This window comes from Pseudomonas sp. TE3786 (assembly GCF_054057335.1).
In genome coordinates, this window is sequence record NZ_JBSRZF010000010.1 from 41,497 (window position 1) to 61,601 (window position 20,105).

Here is a 20,105-nt window from a genome sequence, read left to right on the forward strand (position 1 = left end):
GCAACATTCTGGATTCCAGCCTTCGCTGGAGTGACGGTGATAGTGGCAAAACCGCCGTCATTCCAGCGAAGGCTGGAATCCAGTGGTCCGGCAATCCGGTGCCGAGATTTCGAATGTGGGCGCCTACGCCACGCTCTCAAACCCCTGCAACACGTTCACGGCATTAATGCCGATCTCCTCCACCGCATAGCCCCCCTCCATTACGAACAAGGTCTGCAGGCCCAGCTTGCCGATGGCTTCGCCCATGCGCAGGTAGTCCGGGCTGTCGAGTTTGAACTGTGAAATCGGGTCGGATTTGTAGGTGTCCACGCCCAGGGATACCACCAGTGCATCCGGCGCATATTCCTCGATCTGCCGGCAGGCATCGGCCAGGGCCAGGCTCCACACCGACCAGTCGCTGCCTTCTGCCAGTGGGTAGTTGAAGTTGAACCCCGTGCCCACGCCCGCGCCTTTTTCATCGGCAAATCCGAGGAAGTACGGGTACTCGAACCGCGGGTCGCCGTGGATCGAGGTGAACAGCACGTCGGCACGCTCGTAGAAGATGTCCTGGGTGCCGTTGCCGTGGTGGTAGTCGACATCCAGCACCGCCACGCGCTTGGCACCGAGGTCGAGCAAGGCCTGCACGGCAATCGCCGCATTGTTCAGGTAGCAGTAGCCGCCCATATAGTCGGCGGCTGCGTGGTGACCCGGCGGCCGGCACAGGGCAAACACCCCGCGCGCGCCTTTGGCCAGTTCAGCCTGACCGGTGAGAGCGACGTTGGCGGAGCTGCGAATCGCCTGCCAGGTGCCGGCGGTGATCGGCGCGCCGGCATCGAAGGAGTAGTAGCCCAGACGCCCGTCGATGGCGGTGGGTTCCACCTGGCGCAAACGTCGGGTTGGCCAGGCGATGGGCAGCATGTCGTGGTTACGACCGATGGCTTGCCAGTCGCTCCAGGCGTTTTGCAAAAAGCGCAGAAAGCCTTCGCTATGCACCCGACGGATTGGTGCCAGGCCGAAATCCAGCGGCGCGTGAATGTCGCCCAGGCCCACAGCCTTGGCGCGGTCGAGCACCATATCGGCGCGGCTGGGCATTTCAAAGCAGGGGGTGAATTGCCCGCCAATCAGCTCGTATTTGCCGTGGTGCAGGTGATGGTCGTCGCTATAGATGGTCAGCATGGGAGTGCCCTCAGGAGCAGGCCTGTGAAGGTGTTTTTTATCGTTGTGCGGTGCCTCGTAGGAGCGGCTTCAGCCGCGATGCTTTTTGCAGATCAAGAGCATCGCGGCTGAAGCCGCTCCTACAGGGGCGTAAGGCCGGCTTATTTCTTCAGCTTGGTCCACACCTTGGCGCGCAGGGCCAGGGCTTTGGGCGAGCAGAGCTGGAAGGGTTTGAGCAGGCTGAGTTTGTCGGCCGGGGTGTTGATGGCCGGGTCTTCGAACAGCTCCTTGTCCATGAATTTGTCCGAGCCTTCGATGGCGTTGTTGTACTTGGCGAAGTTGGAGGCGGCGGCGATGTTTTCCGGGGCCATCATCCAGTTGATAAAGGCGTGGGCCTCGGCGACGTTGGTGGCGTCTTTGGGGATCACGAAGTTATCGATAAACACCCGGATACCTTCCTTTGGATACACATAGACCAGGCTGGCACGCTGGGCCTGGGCGCGGTGGAAGGCACCGTTCCATTGTTCGTGCATGGCCACTTCGCCGGCGGCCATGCGCTCGATGGTGCCGTCACTGTTGTACATGGCCAGCGAGGGTTTCTGCTTGAGCAGCAGGTCCTGGATTTTCTGCGCTTCTTTCGGGTCTTCGGTGCATTCATCGACGCCCAGGTAATAAGCGGCGGGCACGAACAGTTCTTCAATCGAGTTGAGCGCCACCACCTTGCCCTTGAGCTCCGGTGCCGGTTCGAAGAACGGTTTCCAGCTTTCTTCCAGCTTGCCGCCGGGCACCTGGGCGCTGTCGTAGCTGTAGCCGGTGGTGCCCCACAGGTACGGCACGCTGTAGTCATGGCCCGGGTCATAGCTGAGGGTTTTGAAGGTGTCTTTGAGGTGCGCCAGGTTGGTCAGCTTGCTCTTGTCGAACTTCTGCAGCAGGTCTTCTTTCACCATGATTTCGATAAAGCTGTCCGACGGCACCACCACGTCATAGGCACCGCCGCCGGCCTTCAGCTTGGCCAGCAGGGTTTCGTTGGAGTCGTAGGCGTCCAGGGTGGCCTTGATGCCAGTGTCGGCCTCGAACTTTTTCAGCAGCTCCGGCGGAAAGTAGTCCGACCAGTTGGCGAAGTGCAGGGTGCCGGCGGCTTGCGCCGAGGTGGCAATGCCTAAGGCGCAAAGCAGGGACAACGCGAGCGAGGTGGTGCGAACGTGCATGGCAAAGCTCCTTGCTGGACTTGTTTTTCAGGGGGCGTCAGCGCTTGCGCTGACCGACGTAGTACGACAGCGCAACAAAAGCGATGGAGATCACCAAGATGATCGACGAGATCGCGTTGATCTTCGGCGAGATACCCATGCGGATCGAACTGAAGATGTACACCGGCAAGGTGGTGGCGCCGGCACCGGCAACGAAATAGGTGATGACGAAATCGTCCATGGAAATGATGAACGCCAACATGGCACCGGAAATGATCCCCGGGCCGAGCAGCGGAAAGGTGATTTTCCAGAAGGCTTTCCACGGTGAGGCATACAGGTCAGCGGCGGCTTCCAACAGGTACGGATTCATCCCTTCCAGGCGCGCGCGAATCGGCAAATAAGCGAACGGAATGCAGAACACCACGTGGGCAATCAGGATGGTGAACAGCGACAGCTTGAGGCTGATAAAGGAGAAGAACATCAGCGTCGATACCGCTGTGACGATCTCCGGCACCAGCAGCGGCAAGCCGAGCACGCCGCTCATCAAGGTCTGCCCGCGAAAGGCGCGGCCGCGCATGCCGAGGGCGGCGAGGGTGGCCAGCGAGGTGGCGATCAGGGTGGCCAGGGTGGCGACAATCAGCGAGTTCTTCGCCGCGCGCACCACCTCGGCATCATTGGCCACCACGCTGTACCACTTGAGGCTGAAGCCATCCCAGAGCGTTGCCGACTGCCCGCCGTTGAAGCTGAGTACCACCAGCACCACGATCGGCAGGTACAGAAAGATAAAGAAGATCCACGCGGCCGGGCGCATGCCGGCGAAGCGCCACAGCGGATTGTCGGTATTCATGGATGACCCCCGGCGTTGCCCGGTTTGAAGCGCAGGCTGTACACCAGCATGGCCAGCAGCACGAAACTGAGCAGGGCAAAGGACAGCGCCGCACCCAGCGGCCAATTGTGCGAACTGCCGAATTGCAGCTGGATCAGGTTGCCGATCATCAGGGTTTTACCACCCCCCAACAGCTCGGGAATGATGTAGTTACCCAGGGACGGGATAAACACCAGAATGCTGCCGGCGACGATGCCGGGCATGGCCAGCGGCACGATGATGCGTTTCAGCGCGTGGAAGCGGTTGGCACCCAGATCGAAGGCTGCTTCCACCAGGCGCCAGTCCATTTTTTCCAGGCTGGTGTAGATCGGCAACACCATAAACGGCAGGTAGGTGTAGAGCAGGCCGATGGTCACCGCGTTGTTGGTATACAGCAGGCCCAGCCCGCTGTCGGTGATGCCCAGGCCTTGCAGCCCTTCGTCCACCAGGCCGCCATTGCGCAGCAGCAACATCCAGGCATAGGCACGCACCAGCAGGTTGGTCCAGAACGGCACCGTCACCAAAAACAGCAGCAGGTTACGTTTGCGCTCGGTTTGCAGTGCCAGGTAGAGGGCGGTGGGGAATCCGATCAGCAGGCAACCGGAGGTGGTCAGAATCGATAGCCAGAACGAGCGCTGGAAAATTTCCAGGTAGTCGGTGTTGAACACCAACTGGTCGTCCAGATCACGCTCGTAGAAGAAATTTCGGTAGGCCTCGAACGAGTACTCGCCCCACTTCACGCCGCCGTAATCACCCGATTGCAGAATCGACACGACGAACATGATGCCCAGTGGCAGCAGCATAAACACCAGCAAGGTGAGCATGGCCGGCGCGCTGAGCAGCAGGCGGCGGCCCAGTTGGCGGCGTTCGGCAATCAGTCGTGGCGTGCTCATTCCACCAGCACCTTGATGGCGGCGCTGGGCACATGGACACGCACCTGGTCGCCCACCTGATAGCCGCCGACGGCACCCTCGCGGTTCTGCTGGCGCACGCGAAAGCCGCCCTGGCCGGCGACATTCAGGTGGTACACGGTGTCGGTACCGACGTAGACCACGTTCTCCACCTTGCCGAGCAATTGCCCTTCGGCGGCCAGACTGATGCGTTCGGGACGAATGGCCAGGGTCACCGGCCCGCGTTGCGCGCTGATGGCACCCAGCAGCTGGCCGTCGCTCAGGCGCACGCCGTCCTCCAGACCCTCGGCGCTGAGGAAATTGGTTTCGCCAATAAAATCGGCCACGGTGCGATTCACCGGCGTTTCGTAGATTTCGGTGGGCGTTCCCACCTGCAGAATTCGGCCCTTGCTCATCACCGCAATGCGGTCGGACATGGTCAGGGCTTCTTCCTGATCGTGGGTGACGAAGATAAAGGTGATGCCGGTATCGCTCTGCAGGCGCTTGAGTTCGATCTGCATGTCCTTGCGCAGCTTCTGGTCCAGGGCCGACAGCGACTCATCCAGCAGCAACACCTTGGGCCGGTTGGCCAGCGCGCGGGCCAGGGCGATGCGTTGCTGCTGCCCGCCGGAGAGCTGATCGGCGCGGCGGCCGCCCACATCCGGCAACTTCACCAGCTCGAGCATGCGGGTCACGGTTTCGCTGATTTCGCTTTTGCTCAGGCCACGCATCTCCAGGCCGAAGGCGATGTTCTGCGCCACGCTCATATGGGGAAACAGGGCGTAGCTCTGGAACACGGTATTGACCGGACGGCGAAACGGCGGCAGATCCTGCATCGGCTCGCCATACAGGCGAATGGTGCCGGCGCTGGGTTGCTCGAAACCGGCAATCAGGCGCAGCAAGGTGGTTTTGCCGCAGCCGGATGGGCCGAGCAGGGTGAAGAATTCGTTGGACTGGATTTCCAGAGAGACCGTGTCGAGGGCTTTGACGCCCTGGCCCGGCGCGCCGAATTCCATGCTGAGCTGTTCGATGCTGATCGCGCTGGAAGTACCCATAAATTTCTCTAACAAATTGTTTTTGTTGGGCTTTTTATAGATAGAAAGCGTTGCGGAGCGGTGTCTTGATTCTGTCAGCGCGGCCCTTGAGGCAGAACGATAGAAACGGTCAAAAGGAGATAATTTCGGCCAACTTCATGCGTGCGGTGGTCAGTGGCGTGGCCACATCGATTCGCTGTTAAGGGATAGCTGAGGTTGGCCGACACGCAAGTCAGCCCACGCGTTAGTCCGTAGGAGCGGCTTTAGCCGCGATACTCCTCAGATCACGAGCAGCGCGGCTGAAGCCGCTCCCACAAAGCAAATACTCAGGCCGGCTTGGCCGCCAATACCCGGCCCGAGGCGCGCAAGGCAAAGTACAGGCTGCCAGCAATGGCCACGCCGAAGAACCAGCCATACACCCCCCACCAGGACGGCAGCAGCGTGGTAAAGCCCGGCAGAATCGAGGAGAACACGATGCCCACGCCTGCCGCGATCAGGGCATTGATATGCCAGCCGCCCTGGAAGCGGTATTCACCGTTTTCCCGGTACAGCTCATCCACATTCAGCCAGCCGCGGCGGATCAGGTAGTAGTCCACCATCATCACCCCGAAGATCGGCCCCATGGTGTTGCCGACCATGCCGACAAAGGCCGCCGCACTGCCTTCCCAGGGCGCTAACGGATACAGCAGCAGGGCAATCAGGGCGGCGATATAGCCGCCGCGTTTAAAGCTGATGTGCTTGGGAAACACGTTGGCAAAGTCGAAGGCCGGCGACACGAAGTTGGCCACCACGTTGATACCCAGGGTCGCCACGGCAAAGGTCAGCGCTGCCAGCAGGGCGAGGAACCAGCTGTCGAACTTGGCGGAAATCTGGTCGGGGTGCAGCAGCACTTCGCCGTAGACGTTGAAGGCGGCGATGGTGGTGATGCCGGCCACCAGGGAGAACAGGATCAGGTTGATCGGCAGGCCCCAGATATTGCCCACGGTCAGTGCCCGCTCATTCGGTGCATAGCGGGAGAAGTCGCAGAAATTCAGGTACAGCGCCGAAAAGTAGGTAACCCAGATCGCCGCCACCGCCATCAGCGAAGCCCAGGAACCTGGGGTGCCCGGTACGCCGGCATCCTTGGTTTTTTCCAGCAGCACGTTCATGGGAATGTCATTGCTGAAGGAAAAACCGCCAGCCTTCACGCACAGATAGACCGCCAGGAGCAGCATCATTACCCACACTGCCGGACCGGCCCAGTCCTGGAAGCGGCGCACGGTGTCCATGCCGCGCTGGATGATCAGCAGCTGCAGCGCCCAGACCACCACAAAGCAGAGCACTTCCAGGGTGGTATGGCCGAGCAGGTGGCTGCTCTGTTGAAAGGCAAGCACGCTGTCGTTGCGCACCAATAGGGCAACGATGGCCCCGGAGGCGGCAGCGGTTTGTGCGCCATACCAGAAGCAGGCCACCACCGCGCGCACCAGCGCCGGGAAATTCGCCCCCCAGATGCCGAACGAGGCGCGCGCCAACACCGGAAACGGCACCCCGGTGCGCACCCCGGCCACGCCGACCATATGCATCAGAAAGAAGATCGCCAGCGAACCGATGCCGATGGCGATGATGAAATTCATAAAGCTGCCGCACAGCAGGAACAGGCTGGCCGCCAGGTAGTAACCCCAGAGGCTGTGCACGTCCGAGGTCCAGACGTTGAAGATGGAAAAGGCTCCCCAGTTGCGCACTTTGGTGGGGGCGAGGTCGTCGTTGTACAGCTTCGGCGATGCGCCGGGTGGCATGCTCATGGCGGTGGGGTCCTGTGGGGTTGGTTAACTCCATGACTTACGCTGTGCGCGCAAGCACCAGGGTGGTGGCTCGCAAAAACCACACCAGATTCTCAGCGCCGATACACGCTCGGCGTTTGCCCACTCCAACGCAGGAACGCATGACGAAAGCTGGCGGTTTCGCTGTAGCCCAGTTGTTCGGCGATCAGGTAGATCGGCAGGTCGGTCTGCATCAGCAGTTGCCGCGCCTTGTCGTAGCGCACTTCATCGAGCAGACGCTGGTAGCTGGTGTTCATCCGCGTCAGGTGGCGGCGCAGGGTGCGCGCGCTGCGGTGCAGATGGTGGGCCACGCGCTCCAGGCTGGTGGCGTTCGGCATGGTGCTGGACAGGTGCTGACGGATCTGCTCGAGCACGTCCTGACCGCTGTCCAGTTGCGCGGCCAGTTTCAGGCATTGCTGAACGCCGTTGTGGCAGCTCACCGGGTCGGCCAGGGGCAGCTCGCGATCCAGCAGGGCGGCGCTGAAGCACAGGGTGCTGATCGATTCGCCAAACTCCACCGGGCACCCGAACAGACGGGTATAGGCCTGCGCATGCGGGGGCGGGCGATAGGACAACTGCACCCGCCTGGGGCGCACGTTTTCCCCCAGTAGATCGCGAATCACGGTGAGCAACGAGCTCAGGCACAGCTCGGTGTTGAACACCATCAGCTCCGGCGCGTAGCGGTAACCGCGTGCCACCAGACGGGCTTCGTCGCCGTCTTCTTCCAGGTGCAGCTTGAAGTAGGTGCCGAGCAGCGCCGGTTGCGCCAGCGCCAGGTTGAGGGCGTCACGCAAGGTGCGGCTGGCGAGCATGCTGTAGCCGAGAATGCCGTAGGCCGACACATGCATGCGCAGCCCCATGGACAGGCCCAGGGCCGGGTCGCGGGTGCAGTGAATGGCGTTGGCGAATACCCGCAGCTCCTGCGCGGGGCTGATGAGCTTTTCCGGGGTTTCCAGATCGGCGCTGGTCAGGCCGCTGTCGTGCAGCAGGCGCTGGTGCGCAATGCCGCTTACGCTGAGTTGGCCGATGGCCAGCGCGATGGTGTGAAGGGTGGTCCGCGCACGGTCTTCGGGAAGTAATGACAAGCCCATTGTTCGCCCTTAACTGCTTCTTCTTGTAACGCCGACTGCGCGGATTGCGGCCGGCATGCACGGTTAAGTTTCAATTCAGCAAGGCTGTGCTATTTCTAGCGCCGCTTTGTTACCCGCCACCTTTGTGAGAACGCCCCCGATGCGTCGTCTGCTGACCTTGAAGTACCTGCTGGGAGCCGTGCTGCTCGGCGCGTTGATCCTGCTGGCAGTGGCCGGGCAGGAGTACCGCCTGTTCGAGCGGGCCTGGTTCAAAGTGCAAGAATGGAGCCATGCTAGCGACTGGCAGGCGCGTTCACTGTGGCTGCCGGCTTATCGGGTGAGTGTCGAGGCCTTGCCGATCGAAGGCCTCAGTGATGATGTCTCGGCCCTGACCTACGACCCGGACCGCAATACCCTGTTCACCGTCACCAACCAGCGCCCCCAGATCATCGAGATGACCCTGCAAGGCAAGGTGCTGCGGCGTATTCCGCTGCTGGGTTTTGGCGACCCGGAAGCCATCGAATACATCAGCGCCGGTTTGTACGTGATCACCGACGAACGCCAGCAGCGCCTGATCAAGGTACACCTGGACGAGAGCTCCACCACCGTGCGCGCCGACGACGCCGATCGGCTATCGCTGGGCATTGGTCTGAATGGCAATAAAGGCTTCGAAGGGTTGGCGTATGACCCGCAGGGCAAGCGCCTGTTTGTGGCCAAGGAGCGCGATCCGGTGCGCATCTATGAAGTGCACGGTTTTCCCCACACCAACGTCGGCCGCCCCTTCGCCGTACACGTAGTGGACGACCCCAAACGGGATGCCGGCTTGTTTGTGCGCGATCTCTCCAGCCTGGATTTCGATGTGCCCACCGGGCACTTGCTGGCGCTGTCGGATGAGTCGCGGCTGGTGATCGAACTGGATGTGAACGGCAAGCCGATCAGCACCTTGTCACTGCTGCGCGGCCAGAGCGGCCTGAAGAAAACCGTGCCGCAGGCGGAAGGGATTGCCAGCGATAACCACGGCAATCTGTATATCGTCAGTGAGCCGAATCTGTTTTACGTGTTCAAGAAAGGGGAGTGACGCGAGGCAGGGCGAATATCACCATTGGCGATATTCGCCCTACGACTATGCACGCTTCAGCGTTTTCACGCCTTCGCTGGTACCCAGCAACAACAAATCCGCCCCACGCGCCGCAAACAAGCCATTGGTCACCACACCAACAATGGCGTTGATCTGGGTTTCCAGCTGCGCCGGGTTGGTGATCTGCATATTCATCACGTCGAGAATGATATTGCCGTTGTCGGTGATCACGCCTTCGCGGAACACCGGGTCGCCGCCCAGCTTCACCAGCTCACGGGCGACATGGCTGCGGGCCATGGGGATCACTTCCACGGGCAGCGGGAAGTTGCCCAGCAGCGGCACCAGCTTGCTGCCATCGGCGATGCAGATAAAGGTTTGCGCAACGGCGGCGACTATCTTCTCGCGGGTCAGGGCAGCGCCCCCGCCCTTGATTAGGTTCAGGTGCTCGTCGCTTTCGTCGGCACCGTCGATGTAGAACTCCAGATCGCTGACGCTGTTCAGCTCATACACCGGAATACCATGGCCCTTGAGGCGCGCGGCGGTGGCTTCGGAGCTGGCCACCGCGCCATCGAAAGCGCCTTTGTGCTGGGCCAGGGCGTCGATAAAGCAGTTGGCCGTGGAGCCAGTGCCCACCCCGACGATGCTCTTGTCATTCAGCTTGGGAAGGATGAAATCGACGGCCGCCTGAGCCACGGCCTGTTTGAGTTGATCCTGAGTCATCGCGGGTTGCGCCTGAGGTAAACGGGAAGGGAGCGGATTATAGCTTCAGGCTTCTGTGGGAGGGGCTTTAGCCGCGATGCATTTGATCTTAAAAACTCGCGGCTAAAGCCCCTCCCACAAAAACCGCAGCGGGTGGCCGCGCGGCTGAGCGCTGGAGTAGACTGGCCGACCCGCCTGTTAGCCAAAGATGCCGCCATGCTTGAACAGTACGTGAAGAAAACCCTCACCTCGCGCGTTTATGACGTCGCGGTGGAAACCCCGTTGCAGCCCGCCCGCCAGCTGTCCGAGCGCCTGGGCAACCAGATTCTGCTGAAACGCGAAGATCTGCAGCCGGTGTACTCGTTCAAGATTCGTGGTGCCTACAACAAGCTGGCGCAACTGACCCCGGAAGAGCTCGCCCGTGGCGTGGTCACCGCCTCGGCCGGCAACCATGCCCAGGGTCTGGCCCTGGCCGCCAAGCACCTCGGCGTCAAAGCCACCATCGTGATGCCGCGCACCACCCCTGAGCTGAAAGTGCAGGGTGTGCGCAGCCGTGGTGGTAAAGCCGTGTTGCATGGCGACAGCTTTCCCGAGGCGCTCGCGCACTCGCTCAAGCTGGTCGAAGAAAAGGGCTACGTTTATATCCACCCCTACGACGATGAATACGTGATTGCCGGCCAAGGCACCGTCGCCATGGAAATCCTCCGTCAGCAGCCTGGCCAGATCGACGCCATCTTCGTACCGGTGGGCGGCGGCGGGCTGATCGCCGGTATCGCGGCGTTCGTCAAATACCTGCGCCCGGAAATCAAGATCATCGGCGTCGAGCCGGAAGACTCCAACTGCCTGCAGGCGGCCATGGCCGCCGGCGAGCGGGTGGTGCTCAGCCAGGTCGGGCTGTTTGCCGATGGCGTGGCGGTGGCGCAGATCGGCAAGCACAACTTCGACATCTGCCAGCATTACGTTGATGAAGTGATCACCGTCAGTACCGACGAAATCTGTGCGGCGATCAAGGACATCTACGACGACACCCGTTCGATCACCGAGCCGGCTGGTGCCCTGGCGGTGGCGGGGATCAAGAAATACGTGGATCGCGAAGGCGTGACGGGTCAGGTGCTGGTGGGCATCGACTCCGGTGCCAACGTCAACTTCGACCGCCTGCGCCATGTCGCCGAGCGTGCCGAACTGGGCGAAGGCCGCGAAGCCATCATCGCCGTGACCATCCCGGAGAAACCGGGCAGCTTCAAAGCGTTCTGCGAAGCCATCGGCAAACGGCAGATCACCGAATTCAACTACCGCTATCACACCGAGAAAGAAGCGCACATTTTCGTCGGCGTGCAGACCCACCCGGAAACTGACCCGCGCGCCGCGCTGGTGGAGGGCCTGCGTGCCCAGGGCTTCCCGGTGCTGGACCTGACCGACAACGAACTGGCCAAGCTGCATATTCGCCACACCGTGGGTGGGCATGCCGCGGCGGTGCCGGATGAAAGCGTATTCCGCTTCGAATTCCCGGAGCGCCCGGGCGCGCTGTTCAACTTCCTGACCAAACTGGGCGGGCGCTGGAATATCACCATGTTCCACTACCGCAACCACGGCGCGGCTGATGGTCGCGTACTCGCCGCCCTGCAAGTGCCGGAAGATGAGCGTCATCTGGTTCCGGCAGCGCTGGAAGAGATCGGCTATCCCTACTGGGATGAAAGCGATAACCCGGCTTACAAACTGTTTCTTGGTTAATTAATCATCAGATGCGCCGCCACCACTGGTGGTAGGCGCACACCGCCTGACAGGGACGCGAGAATGGAACACTACCTGCTGTTCAAGATCATCCACAGCGCCGTGGCCGTGCTGCTGCCGCTGGGGGTGATTGCCCATATCCTCATGTTGTGGAAAGCGCAGAAACGCGGCGACCTGACGGTGTTGCAACGCAAAGTGCGGCGCACCCGGCTGATGAGCCTGCCGGCCTTCGCCGTGCTGGCGGCGACGCTGCCGGTCAGCGGCTTTTATCTGGTGCACATTGCTGGCTGGCCGCTGAGCCAGTTGTGGCTGCTGCTCAGTACCGGGCTGTTTATTGTGCTGTTTATTGTCGGGCTGCTGCTGGCTGGCCGTTTGGCGGCCTGGGAAGCGCTGGGGCCGGTCGCAGCGCCACAGCGGTTGCAGCGCTTTGCTCTGGTTTACGGCGTGCTGATTTTGGTGCTGCTGGTGGCCATTCTTGGCTTGATGGGCGCCAAGCCGGCTTGATCCAACACTTGACCCTGTAGGAGCGGCTTCAGCCGCGATGCTTTTTAAGATCAAGCGCATCGCGGCTGAAGCCGCTCCTACGGAATGGGGCAGGTCAGTCGCGCAGACTGATCACCGGCCAACCGCGACGCTCAGCCTCGGCGCGCAGCGTCGGGTCCGGATCAACGGCAAACGGGTTCGTCACCTTTTCCAACAGCGGCAAATCATTCATCGAATCGCTATAGAAGTAGCTGTCCTCCAGGCTCATGCCGGTTTCTTCCAGCCAGCGATTCAGGCGCGTTACTTTCCCTTCCTTGAAGCACGGCACATCGGTGGTACGCCCGGTGTAGCGGCCGTCGGCCATCTCGCACTCAGTGGCCAGCAGGGTGTCCACGCCCAGGCGCGCGGCAATCGGCCCGGTGACGAAACGGTTGGTGGCGGTAATGATCAGCAGCTTGTCGCCAGCGGTGCGGTGCTGGTCCAGCAGGGCCACGGCCTTGCGGGTGATGATGGGTTCGACGCAATCGCGCATGAACTCGCGGTGCCACTGGTCCAACTGGGCCATTTCGGTACGGCCGAGGATTTCCAGGCTGAAATTCAGGTAGTCGGTGATGTTCAGCTTGCCGGCCAGGTAGTCCTGATAGAAGGCATCGTTACGGTTTTTGTACGCCACGCCATCGAGGATGCCGCGCTCGCACAGGTAATCGCCCCAGGCATGATCGCTGTCGCCCGCCAGAAGGGTGTTATCGAGGTCGAACAAGGCCAGACGCATACGTAATCTCGCTTTACAGATTCAAGACGGAAATAAAAAGGCCCCACAGAATACGGGCTTTACACGGCATTGCCCATTCTTACGAAGGCCGGTTTGCTGCCCTCACAACCTTTGTGAAAGAATGCCGAAACATGCGTTTGCGAGGTTGTACCGTGATCGATTCTGATGGTTTCCGCCCTAATGTCGGCATCATTCTGACCAATGATGCCGGGCAAGTGCTGTGGGCACGTCGTATTAATCAGGACGCCTGGCAGTTTCCCCAGGGTGGCATTAACGATCACGAGTCGCCGGAAGAAGCGCTGTACCGCGAATTGAATGAAGAAGTCGGGCTTGAGCAAGAAGATGTGCAGATTCTTGCCTGTACCCGTGGCTGGTTGCGGTATCGTCTGCCGCAGCGTCTGGTGCGTACCCACAGCCAACCGCTGTGCATCGGGCAGAAACAGAAGTGGTTTCTGCTGCGCTTGAAGTCCGCCGAAGAGCGCGTGCGCATGGACCTGACCAACAAGCCTGAATTTGATGGCTGGAAGTGGGTGAGTTACTGGTACCCGCTGGGGCAAGTCGTGACATTCAAGCGCGAGGTCTACCGCCGCGCCTTGAAGGAACTGGCCCCGCGGCTGTTAGCGCGAGACTGACACCGCACGACCCAAGACTGACCTAGGAGTCTACTTAGAGCCATGCTCAACACGCTGCGCAAGATCGTCCAGGAAGTAAACAGCGCCAAAGACCTCAAGTCGGCGTTGACGATTATTGTGCAGCGGGTAAAAGACGCCATGGGCAGCCAGGTGTGCTCGGTCTACCTGCTCGACCCGGAAACCAACCGTTTTGTGCTGATGGCCACCGAGGGCTTGAACAAGCGCTCCATCGGCAAAGTCAGCATGTCCCCCAGCGAAGGTCTGGTGGGTCTGGTCGGTACCCGCGAAGAACCCCTGAACCTGGAAAACGCCGCAGACCACCCGCGTTATCGCTACTTTGCCGAAACCGGTGAAGAACGTTATGCCTCCTTCCTGGGCGCACCGATCATCCACCACCGGCGGGTGATGGGGGTTCTGGTTATCCAGCAAAAGGAGCGTCGCCAGTTCGACGAGGGCGAAGAAGCCTTCCTGGTAACCATGAGCGCGCAGCTCGCCGGGGTTATCGCCCACGCTGAGGCCACCGGCTCGATCCGTGGCCTCGGCCGGCAGGGCAAGGGCATTCAGGAAGCCAAATTCACCGGTGTGGCCGGCTCGCCGGGTGCCGCCGTCGGTACTGCGGTGGTGGTGTTGCCGCCGGCCGATCTGGAAGTGGTGCCGGACAAGACCGTTACCGATATCGCCGCCGAACTGCTGCTGTTCAACCAGGCCCTGGAGCGTGTGCGCGCCGATATGCGTGCGCTATCCGCCAAGCTGGCCACCCAGCTGCGTCCGGAAGAGCGGGCGCTGTTCGACGTCTACCTGATGATGCTCGACGATGCCGCCCTGGGCGGTGAAGTCACCACCGTGATCAAGACCGGCCAGTGGGCCCAGGGTGCGTTGCGCCAGGTAGTGGGCGAGCACGTCAACCGCTTCGGCCTGATGGACGACGCCTACCTGCGCGAGCGCGCCTCCGATGTCAAAGACCTCGGCCGCCGCCTGCTCAGCTACCTGCAGCAGGCCCGCCAGCAGAACCTGGTTTACCCCGACAACACCATTCTGGTCAGTGAAGAGCTGACCCCGGCCATGCTCGGCGAAGTGCCGGAAGGCAAGCTGGTGGGGCTGGTGTCGGTACTGGGCTCGGGTAACTCCCATGTGGCGATCTTCGCCCGCGCCATGGGTATTCCCACGGTGATGGGTGCGGTCGACCTGCCGTATTCGAAGATTGATGGCATTCAGCTGATTGTCGACGGCTACCACGGTGAGGTGTTCACCAACCCCAGCGACGTGCTGCGCAAGCAATACGTCGAGGTGGTGGAAGAAGAGCGCCAGCTTACCCAGGGCCTGGCTGCCCTGCGCGAGCTGCCGTGTGAAACCCTCGACGGTCACCGTATGCCGCTGTGGGTGAACACCGGCCTGCTGGCCGATGTGGTGCGTGCTCAGGAACGTGGTGCCGAGGGTGTCGGCCTGTACCGCACCGAAGTGCCGTTCATCATGAAAGAGCGCTTCCCCAGCGAAAAAGAACAGCTGGCCATCTACCGCGAGCAACTGGCCGCCTTCCATCCGCTGCCGGTGACCATGCGCAGCCTGGATATCGGTGGCGACAAGGCGCTGTCCTACTTCCCGATCAAGGAAGACAACCCGTTCCTCGGCTGGCGCGGTATTCGCGTTACCCTCGACCACCCGGAAATCTTCCTGGTCCAGACCCGCGCCATGCTCAAGGCCAGCGAAGGTTTGGACAACCTGCGCATTCTGCTGCCGATGATTTCCGGCACCCACGAACTGGAAGAAGCCCTGCATCTTATCCACAGGGCCTGGGGCGAGGTGCGCGACGAAGGCACCGACGTACCGCTGCCTCCGGTCGGGGTGATGATCGAGGTGCCGGCGGCGGTGTACCAGGTGCGTGAACTGGCGCGCCAGGTGGATTTCCTTTCGGTCGGCTCCAACGACCTGACCCAATACCTGCTGGCCGTGGACCGCAACAACCCACGGGTCGCCGACCTCTACGACTTCCTTCACCCCGCGGTATTGCAGGCCTTGAAGCTGGTGGTCGAGGGCGCGCATGCCGAAGGCAAGCCGGTGAGCATCTGCGGGGAAATGGCGGGCGACCCCTCGTCGGCAGTGCTGCTGATGGCCATGGGCTTTGACGGCCTGTCGATGAACGCCACCAACCTGCCGAAAGTGAAATGGCTGCTGCGCCAGATCAGCCTGAGCAAGGCCAAAGAGCTGCTGGCGCAGATCATGACCATCGATAATCCACAGGTTATCCACAGCACCCTGCACCTGGCCCTGCGTAATCTGGGGTTGAGTCGCGTGCTCAATCCTGCCGCCACTATTCAGTCCTGAGCCATGAGCGTCGGCGCGCTGCGGCTGACCCTATTGGCCCATTTGCGTGTATCCGCCGCCAGCGGCCTGGTCCGGCAAGGACAAGGCCTCTGGGTGGTCGCCGATGACGCCCTGGTCTTGCAGCACTACGACCTTGGCGGTAATTGGCTCCGCGAGCTGACGTTACTGCCCGGCACCTTGCCGGCGGACGAGAAAAAACGCAAAAAGCGTAAACCCGACTTCGAAGCACTGCTGGCTTTGCCCGACGGTGCCTTGCTGGCGCTCGGCTCTGGCTCCAAAGCGCAGCGCCAGCGTGGCTGCCTGGTGCGGGGCGATGAGGTGCAGGTCATCGACCTGGCACCGCTGTACGAAGTGCTGGCGCAGCAGTTCCAGGAGCTGAATATCGAAGGTGCCGTTATTCACGGCGAGCAGCTGATTTTGGCCCAGCGCGGCAACGGTGCCGGCGGGGAAAACGCCCTGGTGTTTCTCGACCGCGTGCAGGCGCTAACCGATATCGCCGAGGGGCGGCTTACTTCAGCAGCCTTGCAACACAGCCTGCCGGTAACCCTGAGTGATTTGCACGGCGTACCCCTGAGCCTGACCGACCTATGCATCAGCCCGGCTGGCCAGCTGTACTTCAGCGCGGCGGCAGAAGCGACCGACTCCAGCTACCTGGACGGCCAATGCATGGGCAGTGTGCTGGGACGTTTTACCAAGGACTTTGCCGTGGAGTGGCTAAGGCCACTGGTGCCGACAGTGAAAATCGAAGGCTTGGCGTTTCAGGCCGATGGGCGACTGCTGATGGTCGCTGACGCCGATGATCCCGAGCAGCCCGCGCCGTTGTTTGCCCTGGATAGGGTCTGAGCTGGGCGCCCAGACCACATCAACAGCATCGCGGCTAAAGCGGAGCGCTCCGATCAACCCGTAGGAGCGGCTTCAGCCGCGATGCCCTTGCACTTCAATCTTCCAGCCTTACCTCACCCAAATGCCCGCCATAGGGCCCGAAGCTGCGCTCCACCAATAACCGTCGACCATCGGCCTGGGTAATCAGCGCGCTGCAGGCGCGGGTGCCATAGGTGCGGCTGGCGATAAATACGCTGGACAGCAGTTGCTCACTGGCCAGGCCGATGCCGGTGTCCGGCAGGCTGGCATCGGGCGGCCGCTGCGGGTCGCCGAGAATGGCCAACAGCGCCTCCGGGGTGGGTTCGCGGAGCACTTCGCTGAGGGCCTGCTTGGCTTTTTCCAGCTTTGGCCACGGGGTGTCCAGGCTGGCGTTGGACAAGCCGTAGACGCCCGGCTCCAGCAGCCGCGCCTGGCCTTCGCGGGAATTGAAAAACCACAGGCCCTCGGTATCGCCCAGCAGCAGATTGAAACCGGCGTAGTTGCCCGCGCGGGGTAGCAGATCATCCAGATAGGCAGCGGCTGACAGCTCGCTGCGCAGAAACTCGGCGACCAATTCGCCCCGGGAGCGACCGAACGGCGGCTGGCGCGGATCGCGGATATTGGTCAGTGCAGCAAAGCGACTGCCGGCACCAAGGCCCAGCCAACTGCCGCCAGCCTCCAGATCGCGTCCCGCCAGCACCTGTGGAGCATCTTCCCAAGGCCCCAATGGCCGTGCGGGCCGGTCGTAGAATTCATCACGGTTGGCGGCCAACACCAGCGGTTGAGCGTGGTCGGGGCGCCAGGCGAAAACGATCAGACACATTTCCCTTTCCTTATGCGACGGCTCTCAGGCAGAGCCTGATCTGGCGCAGTGGTCGACTGCGTACAGGTACTCCCGTACCGGGAGCCAGCTCACTTTACCCAAGGCGTCAGACGGCATCCATCGCCATCTGTAGGCAAGTGTCTGGAGAGGGTCGGACGCTTCCGTTACCATGCCGCATTGTTTTCGGGGGTGCTGATGGAATTCCTGCTCTATTTGCTACTCGGTGCCGGGGCTGGCGTGCTGGCCGGGCTGTTCGGTGTGGGTGGCGGCATCATCATCGTGCCCGTGCTGGTGTTCAGTTTCACCGCGCAAGGCTTCGACCCGGCGATCCTCACCCAGATGGCGGTGGGCACCTCGCTGGCGACCATCATCTTCACCTCGATCAACGCCGTGCGTGAGCATCACCGCAAGGGCGCGGTGAACTGGCCGATAGTTACCTGGATGGCGTTGGGCATCGTTGTCGGCTCCGGCCTCGGGGCGCTGACGGCCAAGTCGATCCATGGCGAATACCTGCAGAAAATCATTGGTGTGTTCGCCATCGCCGTGGCCATTCAGATGGCCTTCGCCCTGAAACCCAAAGCCAGCCGTGGTGTCCCAGGCAAGCTCGGTCTGGGCGCTGCCGGTGCCGTGATCGGCTGGGCCTCGGCGTTGTTCGGGGTCGGCGGCGGTTCGATGACCGTGCCGTTCCTCAGCTGGCGCAGTGTGCCTATGCAGCAGGCGGTGGCGACGTCCTCGGCCTGCGGTTTTCCGATTGCCGTGGCCAGCACTCTGAGTTTTATTCTGCTGGGCTGGCATGATCCACGTCTGCCGACCTGGAGCCTGGGGTTTGTCTACCTGCCGGCGTTGCTGGGCATTGCCCTGACCAGTATGTTTTTTGCCAAGTTTGGTGTGCGCCTGGCCCATCGCCTGTCACCGGTGTTGCTCAAGCGTCTGTTTGCCCTGCTGCTGGTTGGCGTGGGTACGAGTTTCTTGATTTAAGGAGTCCACATGCTGGCTTACCCGAATATCGATCCGGTGGCCCTGGCCATCGGCCCGCTGAAGATCCACTGGTACGGCCTGATGTACCTGGTCGGCATCGGCGGTGCCTGGTGGCTGGCCTCGCGCCGGCTGGCCCGCTTCGACGCCACCTGGAGCCAGGAGAAACTCTCCGACCTGGTGTTCTGGGCCTCCATGGGCGTGATCGTCGGTGGCCGTCTGGGCTATGTGCTGTTCTACGATCTCTCCGCTTACGTGGCCAACCCGCTGCTGATTTTCGAAGTGTGGAAGGGCGGCATGTCCTTTCATGGCGGCTTTATCGGGGTAATGCTGGCCATGCTCTGGTTCGGTCGGCGCAACGGCAAGAGCTTCTTCGAGCTGATGGACTATATCGCCCCGCTGGTGCCGATTGGCCTGGGTGCCGGGCGCATCGGCAACTTTATCAATGCCGAACTGTGGGGCAAGGCCACCGACGTGCCATGGGCAATGATCTTCCCCACCGACCCCGCGCACCTGCCGCGCCACCCGTCGCAGCTGTATCAATTCGCCCTGGAAGGCGTGGCGCTGTTTCTGATTCTCTGGCTGTATTCGCGCAAGCCGCGGCCGACCATGGCGGTGTCCGGGATGTTCGCGCTGTTCTACGGCATCTTCCGTTTTATCGTCGAATTCGTCCGCGTGCCGGATGCCCAGCTCGGCTACCTTGCCTGGGGCTGGCTGACCATGGGCCAGGTGCTGTGCGTGCCGATGATCATCGCCGGCATCGGCCTGGTCATCTGGGCCTACCGCCGTGCGCCGGCTGACGCCAAAGGAGTCGTGCAATGAAGCAATACCTCGACATGATGCGCCTGGTGCGCGAGACCGGCACCTTCAAGGCCGACCGCACCGGCACCGGCACCTACAGCCTGTTTGCGCACCAGATGCGCTTCAACCTGGCCGACGGTTTCCCCCTGGTGACCACCAAGAAGTGCCACCTGAAATCCATCGTCCACGAGTTGCTGTGGTTTCTGCAGGGCGACACCAACATCAAGTACCTGAAAGACCACGGCGTGCGTATCTGGGACGAATGGGCCGACGAAAACGGCGACCTCGGCCCGGTATATGGCTACCAGTGGCGCAACTGGCCGGCACCGAATGGCGAGTCGGTGGACCAGATCAGCAAGTTGATCGAGATGATCAAAAAGAACCCGGATTCGCGCCGCCTGATGGTCTCGGCCTGGAACCCGGCGCTGGTCGATCAAATGGCCCTGCCGCCGTGCCACGCGCTGTTCCAGTTCTACGTCGCTGACGGCAAGCTCAGCTGCCAGCTGTACCAGCGCTCGGCGGACATCTTCCTCGGCGTGCCATTCAACATCGCCAGCTACGCGCTGCTGACCTTGATGGTGGCCCAGGTGTGCAACCTGCAGCCGGGTGAGTTCATCTGGACTGGCGGCGACTGTCACCTGTACGCCAACCACCTGGAACAGGCCGACCTGCAGCTGACCCGCGAACCGCTGCCGCTGCCGACCATGAAGCTGAACCCGGAAGTGAAAGACCTGTTCGCCTTCACGTTTGAAGACTTCGAGTTGCAGAACTACCAGGCGCACCCGCATATCTCGGCGCCTGTGGCGGTCTAAAAAGCATCGCGGCGTAGGTTGGGCTGAGCGAAGCCCAACAGGCCGGGCAAAGCCCGGGGCTTGTCGATCGCTGAGTACTTTTCAGGTATCACGCGGAGCCCTGCAGGCTCCCTGTTGGGCTTTGCCGTTGGCTCAGC

The 20,105-nt window shown here is 61.7% G+C and carries 19 protein-coding genes; 9 read left to right on the plus strand and 10 right to left on the minus strand.

Annotated elements, in window-relative coordinates; genetic code table 11:
* Positions 1 to 123: 123 nt before the first annotated feature.
* From ACVW0Y_RS12910 to ACVW0Y_RS12940, 7 genes are all read right to left on the minus strand, one after another.
* Positions 124 to 1,155: a histone deacetylase family protein gene (locus ACVW0Y_RS12910; RefSeq protein WP_457438734.1), complete on the minus strand. Its 1,032-nt coding sequence runs from the start codon at positions 1,153 to 1,155 to the stop codon at positions 124 to 126.
* A 140-nt stretch (positions 1,156 to 1,295) separates the two neighbouring features.
* Entirely contained in the window at positions 1,296 to 2,342 is a 1,047-nt protein-coding gene (locus ACVW0Y_RS12915; RefSeq protein ID WP_457438735.1) for an ABC transporter substrate-binding protein, read from the minus strand.
* Positions 2,343 to 2,379: 37 nt separating this feature from the next.
* Positions 2,380 to 3,168, minus strand: a complete 789-nt coding sequence (locus ACVW0Y_RS12920) for an ABC transporter permease (protein ID WP_457438736.1) — start codon at positions 3,166 to 3,168, stop codon at positions 2,380 to 2,382.
* On the minus strand, positions 3,165 to 4,079 hold the full coding sequence (locus ACVW0Y_RS12925) for an ABC transporter permease (RefSeq protein WP_457438737.1): 915 nt from the start codon (positions 4,077 to 4,079) through the stop codon (positions 3,165 to 3,167). The genes ACVW0Y_RS12920 and ACVW0Y_RS12925 overlap by 4 nt, the downstream gene beginning before the upstream one ends.
* Positions 4,076 to 5,131 (minus strand): ABC transporter ATP-binding protein, encoded by a 1,056-nt coding sequence (locus ACVW0Y_RS12930; protein WP_457438738.1) that lies wholly within the window; start codon positions 5,129 to 5,131, stop codon positions 4,076 to 4,078. Before ACVW0Y_RS12930 ends, ACVW0Y_RS12925 begins: the two co-directional genes overlap by 4 nt.
* Positions 5,132 to 5,436: 305 nt before the next feature.
* Positions 5,437 to 6,891, minus strand: coding sequence for an NCS1 family nucleobase:cation symporter-1 (locus ACVW0Y_RS12935; RefSeq protein WP_457438739.1), 1,455 nt, complete (start codon positions 6,889 to 6,891; stop codon positions 5,437 to 5,439).
* Between the two features lie 92 nt (positions 6,892 to 6,983).
* Positions 6,984 to 8,000, minus strand: a complete 1,017-nt coding sequence (locus tag ACVW0Y_RS12940; protein WP_457438740.1) for an AraC family transcriptional regulator — start codon at positions 7,998 to 8,000, stop codon at positions 6,984 to 6,986.
* A gap of 139 nt (positions 8,001 to 8,139) precedes the next feature.
* Here ACVW0Y_RS12940 and ACVW0Y_RS12945 point away from each other — a divergent pair, with 139 nt between their 5' ends.
* Complete coding sequence (locus tag ACVW0Y_RS12945) at positions 8,140 to 9,057, plus strand: SdiA-regulated domain-containing protein (protein ID WP_457438741.1); 918 nt, start codon at positions 8,140 to 8,142, stop codon at positions 9,055 to 9,057.
* Positions 9,058 to 9,102: 45 nt separating this feature from the next.
* Here the strand turns inward: ACVW0Y_RS12945 and rpiA are convergent, their stop codons facing one another.
* A complete protein-coding gene (gene rpiA / locus ACVW0Y_RS12950; RefSeq protein ID WP_457438742.1) occupies positions 9,103 to 9,777 on the minus strand; it encodes a ribose-5-phosphate isomerase RpiA in 675 nt (224 codons plus the stop codon).
* Positions 9,778 to 9,951: 174 nt separating this feature from the next.
* Here rpiA and ilvA point away from each other — a divergent pair, with 174 nt between their 5' ends.
* On the plus strand, positions 9,952 to 11,487 hold the full coding sequence (gene ilvA / locus ACVW0Y_RS12955; RefSeq protein ID WP_457438831.1) for a threonine ammonia-lyase, biosynthetic: 1,536 nt from the start codon (positions 9,952 to 9,954) through the stop codon (positions 11,485 to 11,487).
* Positions 11,488 to 11,550: 63 nt separating this feature from the next.
* On the plus strand, positions 11,551 to 11,991 hold the full coding sequence (locus ACVW0Y_RS12960) for a DUF2269 family protein (protein WP_457438743.1): 441 nt from the start codon (positions 11,551 to 11,553) through the stop codon (positions 11,989 to 11,991).
* A gap of 94 nt (positions 11,992 to 12,085) precedes the next feature.
* Here the strand turns inward: ACVW0Y_RS12960 and ACVW0Y_RS12965 are convergent, their stop codons facing one another.
* Positions 12,086 to 12,742 carry a histidinol-phosphatase gene (locus tag ACVW0Y_RS12965; protein ID WP_457438744.1) on the minus strand — a complete coding sequence of 219 codons (657 nt, stop codon included), beginning with the start codon at positions 12,740 to 12,742 and terminating at the stop codon, positions 12,086 to 12,088.
* 152 nt (positions 12,743 to 12,894) lie between these two features.
* On the opposite strand from ACVW0Y_RS12965, the gene ACVW0Y_RS12970 reads away from it, so the two are divergent.
* The 3 genes from ACVW0Y_RS12970 to ACVW0Y_RS12980 are packed head-to-tail and all read left to right on the plus strand — an operon-like array spanning position 12,895 to position 16,539.
* Positions 12,895 to 13,374 carry an RNA pyrophosphohydrolase gene (locus ACVW0Y_RS12970; RefSeq protein WP_108099135.1) on the plus strand — a complete coding sequence of 160 codons (480 nt, stop codon included), beginning with the start codon at positions 12,895 to 12,897 and terminating at the stop codon, positions 13,372 to 13,374.
* A 42-nt stretch (positions 13,375 to 13,416) separates the two neighbouring features.
* A complete protein-coding gene (gene ptsP / locus ACVW0Y_RS12975) occupies positions 13,417 to 15,696 on the plus strand; it encodes a phosphoenolpyruvate--protein phosphotransferase (RefSeq protein WP_457438745.1) in 2,280 nt (759 codons plus the stop codon).
* Positions 15,697 to 15,699: 3 nt separating this feature from the next.
* Entirely contained in the window at positions 15,700 to 16,539 is an 840-nt protein-coding gene (locus tag ACVW0Y_RS12980) for a DUF6929 family protein (RefSeq protein ID WP_457438746.1), read from the plus strand.
* Positions 16,540 to 16,633: 94 nt separating this feature from the next.
* Here ACVW0Y_RS12980 and ACVW0Y_RS12985 read toward each other — a convergent pair whose 3' ends face one another.
* Positions 16,634 to 17,380 carry an NRDE family protein gene (locus tag ACVW0Y_RS12985; RefSeq protein WP_457438747.1) on the minus strand — a complete coding sequence of 249 codons (747 nt, stop codon included), beginning with the start codon at positions 17,378 to 17,380 and terminating at the stop codon, positions 16,634 to 16,636.
* A 195-nt stretch (positions 17,381 to 17,575) separates the two neighbouring features.
* Between ACVW0Y_RS12985 and ACVW0Y_RS12990 the strand changes: the two genes are divergently transcribed.
* The 3 genes from ACVW0Y_RS12990 to ACVW0Y_RS13000 are packed head-to-tail and all read left to right on the plus strand — an operon-like array spanning position 17,576 to position 19,968.
* Positions 17,576 to 18,358: a sulfite exporter TauE/SafE family protein gene (locus tag ACVW0Y_RS12990; protein ID WP_457438748.1), complete on the plus strand. Its 783-nt coding sequence runs from the start codon at positions 17,576 to 17,578 to the stop codon at positions 18,356 to 18,358.
* A 9-nt stretch (positions 18,359 to 18,367) separates the two neighbouring features.
* The gene (gene lgt / locus ACVW0Y_RS12995) at positions 18,368 to 19,177 is read left to right on the plus strand and encodes a prolipoprotein diacylglyceryl transferase (protein WP_457438749.1); all 810 of its coding nucleotides are present in this window, start codon (positions 18,368 to 18,370) and stop codon (positions 19,175 to 19,177) included.
* Positions 19,174 to 19,968 carry a thymidylate synthase gene (locus tag ACVW0Y_RS13000; RefSeq protein ID WP_457438750.1) on the plus strand — a complete coding sequence of 265 codons (795 nt, stop codon included), beginning with the start codon at positions 19,174 to 19,176 and terminating at the stop codon, positions 19,966 to 19,968. Before lgt ends, ACVW0Y_RS13000 begins: the two co-directional genes overlap by 4 nt.
* Positions 19,969 to 20,105: the final 137 nt, after the last annotated feature.